Origin of the sequence: Silvania sp. (assembly GCF_051656365.1) — a bacterium.
GTDB lineage: Bacteria > Pseudomonadota > Gammaproteobacteria > Enterobacterales > Enterobacteriaceae > Enterobacter > Enterobacter hatchlandensis.
Genome location: NZ_JBOGBT010000059.1, coordinates 1 through 13,092 on the forward strand (window position 1 = coordinate 1; position 13,092 = coordinate 13,092).

The 13,092-nt window shown below is 57.0% G+C and carries 13 protein-coding genes; 6 read left to right on the forward strand and 7 right to left on the reverse strand.

The window, feature by feature from the left end:
- A partial coding sequence (locus ACRDD5_RS11505; protein ID WP_438676821.1) for a type I glyceraldehyde-3-phosphate dehydrogenase occupies window positions 1–676 on the reverse strand: 676 nt, incomplete at its 3' end.
- 341 nt (window positions 677–1,017) lie between these two features.
- On the opposite strand from ACRDD5_RS11505, the gene msrB reads away from it, so the two are divergent.
- Both msrB and ACRDD5_RS11515 read left to right on the forward strand, forming a co-directional pair.
- Entirely contained in the window at window positions 1,018–1,431 is a 414-nt protein-coding gene (gene msrB, locus ACRDD5_RS11510) for a peptide-methionine (R)-S-oxide reductase MsrB (RefSeq protein WP_438676822.1), read from the forward strand.
- Window positions 1,432–1,473: 42 nt separating this feature from the next.
- Window positions 1,474–1,749, forward strand: coding sequence for a YeaC family protein (locus ACRDD5_RS11515; RefSeq protein ID WP_324119973.1), 276 nt, complete (start codon window positions 1,474–1,476; stop codon window positions 1,747–1,749).
- 50 nt (window positions 1,750–1,799) lie between these two features.
- Here the strand turns inward: ACRDD5_RS11515 and ACRDD5_RS11520 are convergent, their stop codons facing one another.
- The 4 genes from ACRDD5_RS11520 to sppA all read right to left on the reverse strand — a co-directional run bounded on the left by ACRDD5_RS11520 (window position 1,800) and on the right by sppA (window position 6,840).
- Window positions 1,800–3,053 carry a glycoside hydrolase family 18 protein gene (locus tag ACRDD5_RS11520; protein ID WP_438676823.1) on the reverse strand — a complete coding sequence of 418 codons (1,254 nt, stop codon included), beginning with the start codon at window positions 3,051–3,053 and terminating at the stop codon, window positions 1,800–1,802.
- Between the two features lie 203 nt (window positions 3,054–3,256).
- A complete protein-coding gene (gene pncA / locus ACRDD5_RS11525; protein ID WP_438676824.1) occupies window positions 3,257–3,898 on the reverse strand; it encodes a bifunctional nicotinamidase/pyrazinamidase in 642 nt (213 codons plus the stop codon).
- Between the two features lie 9 nt (window positions 3,899–3,907).
- Complete coding sequence (gene ansA, locus ACRDD5_RS11530; RefSeq protein ID WP_438676825.1) at window positions 3,908–4,924, reverse strand: asparaginase; 1,017 nt, start codon at window positions 4,922–4,924, stop codon at window positions 3,908–3,910.
- Between the two features lie 59 nt (window positions 4,925–4,983).
- A complete protein-coding gene (sppA, locus tag ACRDD5_RS11535; protein WP_438676826.1) occupies window positions 4,984–6,840 on the reverse strand; it encodes a signal peptide peptidase SppA in 1,857 nt (618 codons plus the stop codon).
- Window positions 6,841–7,005: 165 nt separating this feature from the next.
- Between sppA and ACRDD5_RS11540 the strand changes: the two genes are divergently transcribed.
- From ACRDD5_RS11540 to ACRDD5_RS11550, 3 genes are all read left to right on the forward strand, one after another.
- Window positions 7,006–7,560 (forward strand): NAD(P)H nitroreductase, encoded by a 555-nt coding sequence (locus tag ACRDD5_RS11540; RefSeq protein ID WP_438676827.1) that lies wholly within the window; start codon window positions 7,006–7,008, stop codon window positions 7,558–7,560.
- A gap of 118 nt (window positions 7,561–7,678) precedes the next feature.
- On the forward strand, window positions 7,679–8,722 hold the full coding sequence (gene selD / locus ACRDD5_RS11545; protein WP_271283876.1) for a selenide, water dikinase SelD: 1,044 nt from the start codon (window positions 7,679–7,681) through the stop codon (window positions 8,720–8,722).
- 4 nt (window positions 8,723–8,726) lie between these two features.
- On the forward strand, window positions 8,727–10,634 hold the full coding sequence (locus ACRDD5_RS11550; protein WP_271283875.1) for a DNA topoisomerase III: 1,908 nt from the start codon (window positions 8,727–8,729) through the stop codon (window positions 10,632–10,634).
- A 71-nt stretch (window positions 10,635–10,705) separates the two neighbouring features.
- On the opposite strand, the gene gdhA is transcribed toward ACRDD5_RS11550, so the two are convergent.
- Entirely contained in the window at window positions 10,706–12,049 is a 1,344-nt protein-coding gene (gene gdhA / locus ACRDD5_RS11555) for an NADP-specific glutamate dehydrogenase (RefSeq protein WP_438676828.1), read from the reverse strand.
- A 361-nt stretch (window positions 12,050–12,410) separates the two neighbouring features.
- Between gdhA and ACRDD5_RS11560 the strand changes: the two genes are divergently transcribed.
- Entirely contained in the window at window positions 12,411–12,686 is a 276-nt protein-coding gene (locus ACRDD5_RS11560; protein ID WP_271283873.1) for a YnjH family protein, read from the forward strand.
- Here ACRDD5_RS11560 and ACRDD5_RS11565 read toward each other — a convergent pair.
- Window positions 12,646–13,062 (reverse strand): pyrimidine (deoxy)nucleoside triphosphate diphosphatase, encoded by a 417-nt coding sequence (locus tag ACRDD5_RS11565; protein WP_438676829.1) that lies wholly within the window; start codon window positions 13,060–13,062, stop codon window positions 12,646–12,648. The genes ACRDD5_RS11560 and ACRDD5_RS11565 overlap by 41 nt on opposite strands.
- Window positions 13,063–13,092: the final 30 nt, after the last annotated feature.

Sequence of the window (13,092 nt, forward strand, 5' to 3'; positions counted from 1 at the left end):
TTTTACCGTTCAGCTCTGGCAGTACAACGCCTACAGCTTTAGCAGCACCGGTAGAAGAAGGGATGATGTTCTGAGCTGCGCCGCGGCCGCCGCGCCAGTCTTTGTGAGACGGGCCATCAACAGTTTTCTGAGTAGCGGTGGTTGCGTGAACAGTGGTCATCAGGCCTTCAACGATACCGAAGTTGTCGTTGATAACTTTAGCCAGTGGTGCCAGGCAGTTGGTGGTGCAAGATGCGTTAGAAACGATATCCTGGCCAGCATACTTCTCGAAGTTTGCGCCTTTAACGAACATCGGAGTGTTGTCTTTGGAAGGACCAGTCAGTACAACTTTCTTCGCACCCGCAGTGATGTGTTTACGTGCGGTTTCGTCGGTCAGGAAGATACCTGTTGCTTCAGCAACAACATCAACACCGATTTCGTTCCACTTCAGGTTAGCTGGATCTTTTTCAGCAGTAACACGGATGGTTTTGCCGTTAACAACCAGGTGGCCGTCTTTCACTTCAACGGTGCCTTTGAAACGACCGTGAGTTGAGTCGTACTTCAGCATGTACGCCATGTATTCAGCGTCCAACAGATCGTTGATACCAACGATTTCGATGTCAGAACGTTCCTGAGCAGCACGGAAAACAATACGGCCGATACGGCCAAAACCGTTGATACCTACTTTGATAGTCATATATTCCACCAGCTATTTGTTAGTGAATAAAAGGTTGCGTGTAAAATTACAAAAACCTTACGCAGCGTCAAGCGGAATCGTGTCAATCATTGCGACAAATCAATCCTTCGCATTACCTTTGTTCGATTGACTCGCCTCACATTCCCTTTGAGCTTGCACACATGTGGGGGCTGCGCCCGGAAGTTTAAAGGGCTCCCCATATAAAAATGTGGAGTAGATCACATTTCGCTGCGTGCCTGTACGCGACGAGTAAGTTTAGAACAAAAGTTCATACTTCATTGTTAATATTTTGTTAGAATCGACGTTAAAAGTTGTCTGTTTCAACGGCGAGATGTCAGCATATGTCGAATAAACAAAACCCAGAAGAACTCAAAAAAAACCTCACAGAAATGCAGTTTTACGTGACGCAAAACCGCGGCACCGAACCGCCGTTTACCGGGCGTTTGCTGCATAATAAGCGCGATGGCGTATACCACTGCCTGGTGTGCGACTCGGCACTGTTTAACGCCCAGAGTAAGTACGATTCAGGCTGCGGCTGGCCAAGCTTTTATGAGCCGGTCAGCGAAGAGGCTGTTCGTTACCTGGACGACACCACCCATGGTATGCAGCGCATCGAGATCCGCTGCGGGAACTGTGACGCGCATCTCGGTCACGTCTTCCCGGATGGTCCTCAGCCGACCGGCGAGCGTTTCTGCGTCAATTCTGCCTCGTTAAGCTTCACCGATGATCAGAATGGCGACCAGACGAAAGGTTGAAAAATCGATTCAGCAAATTATTCCTTCGGAGCCAGGGTGAGCATGAATATTGATGAGATGATTAACGGCATGACGCCAGAGGTATATCAGCGGCTGGTGACGGCCGTTGAGCTCGGTAAATGGGCAGATGGCGTGGCCCTGACGGCGGAACAAAAAGAGAATTGTCTGCAACTGGTGATGCTGTGGCAAGCGCGTCACAACACCGAGGCGCAGCATATGACCATCGACACCCAAGGTCAGATGGTGATGAAGAGCAAGCGGGAGCTGAAAGAAGATTTCGGTATCACCCCGAAACCGTTCGCGACGTTTAAATCGTAACTGCTTCAAAGGCCGGGTAGGGCGTAACCACCACCCGGCTCAGTATACGTTTAGTGCTTAATCCCCAGTGACTCTGCCAGCTGTTTCGCCAGCTGGTTGTTGTCATCCGCACCATACTCCCAGAACATCGCGCCGGCCAGTCCCTTCGCTTTGATGTACTCCGCTTTAATGGCGACCGAGCGCGGGTTTTCGTAAGAGAGGGCAAACAGCGCCTTGCCCTCGGCAGACTTAACGGACAGCCACGGCACCTGAGCCTGCTCGTCCCAGTGCTCGGTAAAGCGTTTCTGTGGATCGTTTATCAACGTCTTCACGATATCGTTGTACTTCACATAGGTATCTTTGGTCAGGTCGTAACCCAGCGATTTGAACAGGCCAATCTCCTGCGGGCCAAAATAGGGCTGCGTCACAGGATTCTTTTGTGCATCCGGCTTACTCCAGTCGATACCCGGCTCAACGGAGCGCTTCGGTACGCGACCATAGAAACCGATGCCCAGGTTCATCTGCTGCGGCTTCAGTCCGGCGGCCAGATAGTTATTGACCACAAAGTCGACGCTGTATTTATCCGCTGCGGCGACGGTTGGCCAGGCGCTGGAATCATACAAATTGGCGTTGAAATACTGTGTCCCGTAGGCCATGTCGTAGGTCATCAGGTTGATGTAATCCAGCAGCGGTGCAACCGCCTTCACGTCGACCCACGTTTTTGGGCTTTCCGCGTTGGCACCCACGGCGATAGTGACCAGTTTATTCTTGCCGAACGCCTCGCGCAGTTCTTTCAGCAGCGCGGTGAAGTTATCCCGATCCTCAGGCTTGCTGGCGACCAGGCCCCATGCGCCATTCACCGGGTACTCCCAGTCGAGATCGATGCCGTCCAGGCCGTATTTTTTGACAATTTCCTGTGCAGAACGAATAAATACCGCCCGGGTCCCGGCGGTAGACGCTGCGCCCGAGAAGCCACGCGCGCCCCAGCCGCCAACGGAGAGCAGCACCTTGAGATTTGGGTTTTGTTTACGCAGGGTGGGGATTAACGCTAAATCGGCGGCGACCTTCGGCGAGAGCCAGATTTGATGGAGTTTAGTGGCATCTTTCAGCGCGGCGTTGGGTTCATCTTTCTCGTCGTTATAGACCAGACCAAATGAGTAGTTGAGATGGGTTATCTGACGCACATCCAGGGTATTGATATCGCCTCCCGGTCCGGCGGTGACATCGCCACCCCCGTTAAAATAGCCGACTGACATCAGGGGGCTGGCGGACACAACACAGGCGCAGAGCAGGGGCAAGGCTGCCAGTAATGGCAAACGTTTCATAGCGGTTCCTCTTTGACTTTGACGTTAAAAAAAACAAACACGCCACGTAATGGCGTGGCAAAAAAGTGCCAAAAAAGAATAGCATTGCCGCTTCGTTGGGAGTGCGAGGGAGTTCACTTTATGTGATTTACAGGAAATTGCTGCGTAGCGAGGGAGTGGTATTTTGTTGGCCGGGTAAGCGCGGCGCCACCCGGCAAAAGCAGCTAGGCCTGCGTCTCCAGCCAGTCTGCCAGCGTATACAGGGTTGCGCCTTCTGCCGCCATCTCCATAAACGCGTGGTTGCTGTCCTTCGGCTGAATATTCACCCCACGACAACCGTCGGTGATGACATTCACCGTATAGCCCAGCTGAAGTGCATCCAGCACGGTAAATTTCACGCAGTAATCGGTCGCCAGACCCATCACGATAAGCGCCTCGATCTCGTGATGGCGCAGCCACTGATCCAGCCCCGTTTTCTGCCGGTGGCCATTATCAAAAAAGGCGCTATAGCTGTCGATGTCCGGGTTTTCACCCTTCTGAAAGACGGCATCCAGGGCAAGGCTATCCAGCAATGGATGCAGCTCGGCGCCTTCGCTATGCTGCACGCAGTGATCGGGCCAGAAGGTTTGCGGCAAACCATCCAGCTCGCCCTGGGTGAATGGCTCGACGTGATGCTGACTGGCAAAACTGCCGTGATCCGCCGGATGCCAGTCCTGGCTGGCGACCACCGCCTCGCCGCGCGCTTTACACCAATCAATCAAGGTATTCGCCACGTCGACGGTACTGTCGCCTTCGGCAACCGCCAGCGCGCCGCCAGCGCAAAAATCGTTCTGCAGATCGACCAGTAACAGAGCCCGTTGTTTCATGCTGCCTCCTTATTCGTCTGGCGTCAGTTCGCCGCGCAGGTTTTGCATCATCGCTGTGCGGATCGACTGCACATCCAGATCCTGACTGAGTAAGTAGTGAAGTTTAGTCAGCGTGGCCTCTACCGTCATATCAAAGCCGCTGATGACTCCCGCGTGGGCCAGCGCGTTTCCGGTGGCATAGCCACCCATATTCACTTTGCCGGACATGCACTGGGTCAGGTTCACCACCACAATCCCGCGGCTGCTCGCCTCCTGTAGCTCTTTCAGGAACTCACCGTTCTGTGGCGCATTGCCCACGCCGTAAGAGCGCAGAATCAATGCTTTGACCGGCTGGCGCAGGAAGTTACGCACCACGTCGGCAGAAATGCCGGGATAAATGGTCACCACGCCAATCGGCTGGGGGGTGATCGGATGAACCACCAGCTCGCCAGCGGTGTGGGGAGCCGGTGGGGTGCCAAGGCGGCGGATGTGGATCCCGGCCTCCAGCAGCGGGGCCAGGTTCGGCGAGGCAAACGCGTCAAAGCCGTCGGCATGGGCTTTGGTGGTGCGATTCCCGCGATACAAGCGGTTATTGAAGAACAGGCTAACTTCGTTAATCGGGTAGTTCGCCGCGACGTACAGGGAATTCAGCAGGTTAATCTGCCCGTCGGAGCGCAGCTCCGCCAGCGGGATCTGCGACCCGGTAACGATCACCGGTTTACCGAGATTTTCCAGCATAAAGGAGAGCGCCGAGGCGGTAAATGCCATGGTGTCGGTGCCATGCAGGATCACAAAGCCATCATAGTCGTCGTAATGGGCCTGAATATCCTCGGCAATATGCAGCCAGTCTTCCGGCGTCATATCGGACGAGTCCATCAGCGGGGCATATTCATGGATGGTAAAGTCCGGCATCTCCGGGCGATGGAATTCGGGCATCAACGCCAGCTGGCGCTGCAGGTGACCGGAGACCGGAATATAGCCATTTTCAGAACGCTGCATACCGATCGTACCGCCGGTATAGGCCACATAAATTGATTTCTTCTGCATGATGTAATGTTCTTGGGCTTCAAAGAAAAATCCCCTCTTTACGGAAGAGGGGATGGGGATTAACGCACGTTCGCGCAGGTGAGGCAGAACGCGTAGCGGTTTTGCGGATCGTTAAAGGCAGCCAGCTTATCGCCTTCGGCTTTCACCGCTTTTGCGGCCACCGCCACCGGAGCTGGCAGGTACGCCTGAATCGCTTCTGGCAGCATGGCGCGCACGGAGCCGGAGAAGTTGTTCATCAGCATATCCACGAACGACGGCTCGTCCTGATAGAAGTCGATATGCCACTGCTTCAGTTTGGCCAGCTCGGCAGCTTTCGCCACGGCGTCATCGAAATCACCCAGGTTATCCACCAGACCGTTGTTCTTCGCATCCTGGCCCGTCCAGACGTGGCCCTGCGCGATCTCGTCGATCTGCTCGGGCGTTTTCTTCCGCGAATCGGCAACCAGGGTGATAAAGCGCTTGTAGCCGTTTTCGATACTGAGCTGCATCATCTGCGACACTTCCGGCGGTAACGCTTTAGTGACGGCGATATCCGCCAGCGGCGACGTCGCCACCCCGTCGGTATGCACGCCCAGATAATCCAGGCTGTTTTCCAGGGTATTAATTACCCCAAAGATGCCGATAGAGCCGGTCAGGGTACTCGGGTTCGCCACGATGTAGTTCGCCGGGGTTGAGATCCAGTAGCCGCCCGAGGCCGCCATCCCGCCCATAGAAACCACCACCGGTTTGCCCGCCGCGCGGGCGGCTGACAGTTCAGCGCGGATCACTTCTGATGCGCTGACGCTGCCCCCCGGGCTGTTCACCCGCAGCACAATCGCTTTCACTTTTGGATCGAGACGCGCGTCGCGGATCTGCGCGGCAGTGGTATCGCCGCCGACGTTACCTGGTGTCTCTTCGCCATCCATGATCGCCCCGTTGGCAAACACCACGGCGATGCTGTCACCCACATCGGACGGCTTATTCGCCTGATAGTCGTAGAAGCTAACCGCGCTGTAGTTTTTATCCTCTTTGCTCCAGCCGAACTCCTTGGTCAGGGATTTTTCAATCTCGGCGCTGGAGCCCAGGGCATCCACCAGTTTGTTATCGAGGGCATACTTCGCGGTATCGCCATCGGCTTTACGCAGCCCGTCGAGCATCGCCTGCGCGCCAGGGAAGACCTGAGCGGGGGTGATCTGACGGTTTGCGGCCACGGTAGCGAGATAGTTCTGCCACAGCTCGCCAATCCAGCGGCTGTCCGCTTCGCGGGCGGCAGGGGACATATTGTCGCGGATAAACGGCTCAACCGCTGATTTGTAGGTCCCGACGCGGAACACGTGGGTGGTCACTTTCAGCTTGTCGAGCAGGGATTTGTAGTAAAGGCCATTGGTGGCGAAACCGTGCAGATCGACGGTACCCTGCGGTGAGAGCCACACTTTATTGGCAAAGCTCGCCAGATAGTATTGCCCCTGGCTGTAGTTGTCGCCCACCGCAATTACCGGTTTGCCGCTGTCGCGAAATTCGCGCAGCGCTTTGCCGATATACTGCATGGACGGCTGATCGGCTCCGGCGAAGTTCTTCAGGTCGAGCACGATGCCGGTAATGTTGCGGTCATCTTTTGCCTGCCGGATTGCATCGACGATATCGAACAGGGAGTTTTCCTGCAGACGATCGCCGCCTGCGCCAAACAGCTGGCGGCCAATTACCCCGAGTCGGTTGCTGGTTGAGGGTTTATCCACCACCACCCCGGCGATATCCAGCAGCAGCGCCCCGCGCCCGGCATGCTGCGACGAGCTGCCGCTGCTGAGCTGCATCCAGACGCCCACGCAAACCATCACTAACAGGATGAAAAAGAGGTTCATCACCAGATTACGGACGAAATTCAGTAGTCGCCACGTCCATTTAAAAAAGCCGGCAATAAATCGCCAAAGGGTTCGCATGTATTCTCCCTGTCCAGGTTATGACCTTTCCCGTCGCCACAGGACGGTATTGTCGGGCTATCGTAATGACCCAACCGCCACTTGTCAGCAGGAATCGCCCGCCAGGCTGTAACAAAATCTGCGGTCGTGTTAATTTCGGGTAAATTTTAAGACAGGAGCTAACCCATGGATGCACTCGAACTGCTTGTTAACCGCCGTAGCGCGTCGCGTCTGGCGGAGCCCGCACCGGCGGGCGAACAGCTGGACAATATCCTGCGCGCCGGGATGCGTGCCCCCGATCATGGCACGCTACAGCCGTGGCACTTCTTTGTTATTGAAGGCGAAGGCCGCGAGCGCTTCAGCGCCCTGCTGCAAAAAGGGGCCACCGCCGCCGATCCGCAGGATGAAAAAGCGATTGAAAAAGCGCGCAGCGCACCGTTCCGTGCGCCGATGATTATCGCCGTGGTGGCCAAATGCCAGCCGCAGCACAAGGTGCCGGTGTGGGAGCAGGAGATGTCCGCAGGCTGTGCGGTGATGGCAATGCAGATGGCCGCCGTCGCGCAGGGCTTTAACGGTATCTGGCGCAGCGGTGCCTTAACCGACAGCCCGATTGTCCGCGAGGGCCTTCACTGTGGTGCAGACGATAAAATCGTCGGTTTCCTCTATCTCGGTACCCCGCAGCTGAAAGCCTCGACCACCGTCTCCGTGCCTGATACCTCGCCTTTCGTCACCCATTTCTGATGTGACGCCACAAAACTGTCTGGATCCTGAGCAAGTACCGCAGAATTCAGACAGTCATACTTACCACGTAATGGAATGAGCGTTAACATAACGTCATTGCTATAAAAGGAGATTGTCTATGAGCGAGCAAACCATTCGTTTAACGCAATACAGCCACGGAGCCGGTTGCGGTTGTAAAATTTCCCCCAAAGTGCTCGAAACCATTCTGCACAGCGAGCAGGCGAAGTTTGTCGACCCGAACCTGCTTGTTGGCAACGAAACGCGAGACGACGCTGCGGTGTACGATTTAGGTAACGGCACCAGTGTTATCAGCACCACCGATTTCTTCATGCCGATTGTCGACAATCCGTATGACTTTGGCCGCATCGCCGCCACCAACGCCATCAGCGACATCTTTGCGATGGGCGGCAAGCCGATCATGGCAATTGCGATCCTCGGCTGGCCAATTAACACTCTCGCGCCGGAGATCGCCCGTGAGGTGATTGAAGGCGGACGCTTTGCCTGCCAGCAGGCGGGAATTGCCCTGGCGGGTGGGCACTCGATTGATGCCCCGGAACCGATCTTTGGCCTCGCGGTCACCGGCGTGGTGCCGACCGAGCGCGTCAAACGCAACAGCACCGCCGAGGCGGGCTGCAAGCTGTTCCTCACCAAACCGCTGGGCATTGGCGTGCTCACCACCGCCGAGAAAAAATCGCTGCTGCAGCCGGAGCACGTTGGGCTGGCGACAGAGGTGATGTGCCAGATGAACCTGGCGGGAGCGGCGTTTGCCAATATCGACGGCGTGAAAGCAATGACCGATGTGACGGGCTTTGGCCTGCTGGGACACCTCAGCGAAGTGTGCCAGGGCGCGGGCGTGCAGGCACAGGTCTGGTATCAGGATGTACCGAAGCTGCCGGGCGTCGAAGCCTATATTGCCCAGGGCGCGGTCCCGGGCGGGACGCAGCGTAACTTTGCCAGCTACGGCCACCTGATGGGCGACATGCCAACTGAGTGGCGCGATCTGCTGTGCGATCCGCAAACTTCCGGCGGCCTGCTGCTGGCGGTGACGCCGGAGGCTGAAGCCGAAGCCCAGGCCACTGCCGCCGAGTTTGGCATCACCCTGACCGCCATTGGCGAGCTGGTGACCGCCCGCGGTGGTCGTCCGATGATTGAGATCCGTTAATTCAATGCGGTTATTTATTGCCGAAAAACCGAGCCTCGCTCGCGCCATCGCCGACGTGCTGCCTAAACCGCACCGCAAAGGCGATGGTTATATCGAATGTGGCAACGGGCAGGTGGTCACCTGGTGCATCGGCCACCTGTTAGAGCAGGCCCAGCCGGATGCTTACGACAGCCGCTACGCGCGCTGGAATCTGAACGATCTGCCGATCGTGCCGGAAAAATGGCAGCTCCAGCCGCGCCCGTCGGTGACCAAACAGCTGAACGTGATAAAGCGTCTGCTGCAGGATGCCGCCGAAGTGATCCACGCCGGTGACCCGGACAGGGAAGGGCAGCTGCTGGTGGATGAGGTGCTCGATTACCTCAGCCTGGCGCCTGAAAAGCGCAAGCTGGTGCAGCGCTGTCTGATTAACGATCTCAACCCGCAGGCGGTTGAACGTGCCATTTCACGTTTGCGCTCGAACAGCGAGTTTGTCCCGCTGTGCGTGTCGGCACTGGCCCGGGCCCGCGCCGACTGGCTGTACGGCATCAACATGACCCGCGCCTACACCATTCTGGGGCGTAACGCGGGCTATCAGGGGGTGCTCTCCGTCGGACGCGTGCAGACCCCGGTGCTGGGGCTGGTGGTGCGCCGCGATGAAGAGATCGAGAACTTTGTCGCCAAAGACTTCTTCGAGGTCAAAGCCCATATCGTCACCCCGAAGGACGAACGCTTCACGGCGATCTGGCAGCCGAGCGACGCCTGTGAACCCTATCAGGACGAAGAAGGTCGCTTGCTCAATCGAACGCTGGCCGAGCACGTCGTTAAGCGCATTGACGGCCAGCCAGCCATCGTCACCAGCTATAACGATAAACGGGAATCAGAACCTGCACCGCTGCCGTTCTCCCTCTCCTCGCTGCAGATCGAGGCGGCGAAACGTTACGGAATGAGCGCGCAGAACGTGCTGGATATCTGCCAGAAGCTGTATGAAACCCATAAGCTGATCACCTATCCGCGTTCCGACAGCCGCTATCTGCCGGAAGAGCATTTTGCCGGTCGTCACGCGGTGCTGAACGCCATAGCCGCCCATGCGCCCGATCTGGTGCCGCAGCCGGTGGTGAATCCAGATATCCGCAACCGCTGCTGGGACGATAAGAAGGTGGATGCCCACCACGCCATCATCCCGACGGCGCGTAGCAGTTCCGTCAATCTGACCGACAACGAAGCGAAGGTTTATCACCTCGTTGCGCGTCAGTATCTGATGCAGTTCTGCCCGGACGCGCTGTTCCGCAAGTGCGTCATTGAACTGGAGATTGCCAAAGGCAAGTTTGTGGCCAAGGCGCGCTTCCTTGCGGAGGCGGGCTGGCGCACGCTGCTGGGCAATAAAGAGCGTGATGAAGAGAACGATGGCACGCCGTTACCGGTTGTGAAAAAAGAGGATGAGCTGCTGTGCGAGAAGGGCGAAGTGGTCGAGCGTCAGACCCAGCCGCCGCGCCACTTTACCGACGCCACGCTGCTGTCGGCGATGACCGGGATCGCCCGCTTCGTGCAGGATAAAGAGCTCAAGAAGATCCTGCGAGCCACCGACGGGCTGGGAACCGAAGCCACCCGCGCCGGGATCATCGAGCTGTTGTTCAAGCGCGGTTTTCTGCATAAGAAGGGGCGGTCTATCCTCTCGTCGGATGCCGGAAGGGCGCTGATCCACTCCCTACCGGAGATGGCTGCCAGGCCGGACATGACTGCGCACTGGGAGTCGACCCTGACTCAGATCAGCGAAAAACAGTGCCGCTACCAGGACTTTATGCAGCCGCTGGTGGGGACGTTATTCGATCTGATTAACCAGGCGCGTACTACGCCGGTGAGGGATTTTCGCGGTATCGTTGCGCCGGGCGGCGGCGACAAGAAGAAAAAGTTTAAGAAGAAGAGTGCGGCGTAAAAAGCACGGTTTTCTCCCTCTCCCTGTGGGAGAGGGTCGGGGTGAGGGCCCCGACCGCACAGAACTATAGCTTAGATCACGCCCTGACCCATCATCGCATCCGCCACCTTCACGAATCCGGCAATGTTCGCCCCGCGCACGTAGTTGGTTTGCTTATCTTCCCCGCCGTACTCGACGCAGGCATGGTGAATATCCAGCATGATGTGATGCAGACGCGCATCCACTTTCTCGGCTTTCCAGCCCATACGGGCGGCGTTCTGCGCCATCTCCAGACCGGAGGTCGCCACACCGCCCGCGTTAGCCGCTTTACCCGGTGCAAACAGTACGCCCGCCTGCAGGAAGAGGTCGGTGGCTTCGATGGTGGTCGGCATGTTGGCACCTTCGGCAACCGCTTTCACGCCGTTAGCGATCAGCTGGTGCGCTGCATCCACGTCCAGTTCGTTCTGAGTGGCGCACGGCAGGGCGATATCCACCGGCACGGCCCACGGCTGTTTGCCTTCCAGATAGTTGAGGCCGAACTCACGGGCGTAATCCGCCACGCGACCGTCGCGGCTGGCTTTGATTTCGCACAGACGCGCCAGTTTTTCAGGGGTGAAGCCCGCTTCATCTACCACGGTGCCGCTGGAGTCAGACGCGGTGATCACGCGCGCGCCAAACTGCATCGCTTTTTCGATGGCGTACTGGGCCACGTTGCCGGAGCCGGACACCGCAACGCGCATCCCTTCAAAGCTCAGGCCGTGACGCTTAAGCATCGCTTCGGTGAAATAGACCAGGCCGTAGCCGGTGGCTTCCGGGCGGATCAAGCTGCCGCCGAAGGAGAGGCCTTTCCCGGTAAAGACGCAGGCGCTGTTGTTGGAGAGTTTTTTCATCATCCCGGCCATAAAGCCCACTTCGCGACCGCCCACGCCGATATCCCCGGCCGGTACGTCGGTATCTGCGCCCAGGTGACGGTACAGTTCGGTCATCAGCGACTGGCAGAAACGCATCACTTCGCCTTCGCTTTTGCCTTTCGGATCAAAATCGCTGCCGCCTTTGCCGCCGCCCATAGGCAGGGTGGTCAGGGCGTTTTTAAAGGTCTGCTCAAAGCCGAGGAACTTGAGGATCGACAGGTTTACCGACGGGTGGAAACGCATGCCGCCCTTGAACGGGCCGATAGCGGAGTTGAACTGCACGCGCCAGGCGCGGTTAACCTGCACCTGATTGCGGTCATCGACCCATACCACGCGGAACTGGATCACGCGCTCCGGTTCAACCAGGCGTTCAAGCAGCGACATCTGACGATAGCGGGGGTTTTGTTCCAGGAATGGCCACAAGGTGGTCATGACTTCCCGTACCGCCTGAGCAAACTCGCTCTGATGTGGGTCACGCTGCTGAACGCGGTTCAGAAAGGATTCAAGAGAGTAAGCCTGGTCCATAACTATAAGTTCCTCTAATATATTGGGATTATTTTATTTGTAACAAAAATGTGCGTGATGTTGTGTTTTTCGACTATACCACCCGTTGCGCTTTGAGGCGCAAGCAAAATTTCCGCGTCCAGATAAATTCATTAAACGCGCCGGGTCATAACAAAAAACGATGACGGAAAGGATTAAAGCTTCACGGGATTTTTACCGTTATATACCCGTCATACTTCAAGTTGCATGCGCGTTGGCTCTCCTCGCTCACCCCAGTCACTTACTGGAGTAAGCTCCAGGGGATTCCCTGCGTTGCCGCCTTCCTGCAACTCGAATTATTTAGGGTATAGTCATTATCAGGACACAACTGGAAGAGGCGTCGATGAACCGTTTTGTGATGATTGTTGTACTTGGGCTTTTTGCTGCGGGCAGTCAGGCCGAGCAGCGGTTTGGCTCGAACGTGGATGTCAGCGTGCCGCCAGAGGTCTTTAGCTCCGGCGGTCAGCGTGCGCAGCCCTGCAATCAGTGCTGCATCTATCAGGATCAAAACTATTCAGAAGGGGCGGTGGTGAAAGCCGATGGCGTGATGTTGCAGTGCCAGCGCGATCCACAGGCGATCAGCACGAATCCGCTGGTGTGGCGGCGGGTAAGAGAATAAAGGCTTCCAGCAGCGGGATATCCGCCGGGGCTAAATCGTAGCCGAAGGCCTCCTGCGGCGTACACCACACCAGCTGGCTGTGGTAATGCGCCACCGGTGTGCCGACAAAGTGCGCCACATGCCAGGCGTGAAGATGGATCAGCCGTTGGGAGACTTCGCGTTGATGGCTGGCGACGTAGCGGGTCGGCTGTGTCTCAATACCCAGCTCCTCGCGCAGCTCGCGGATCAGTGCCGCGGGCTGGGTTTCACCGCTTTCGACTTTGCCCCCGGCAAATTCCCACATCCCCGGCTGGTCGGCGTGCGTCGGGCGCTGCGCCAGTAAAATTTTGCCATCCCGTTCGAGAATAGCGCAGACAACATCGAGTGTTTTTAGCATGGTCATCAATAATGGTTGTCAGAAAAAGAG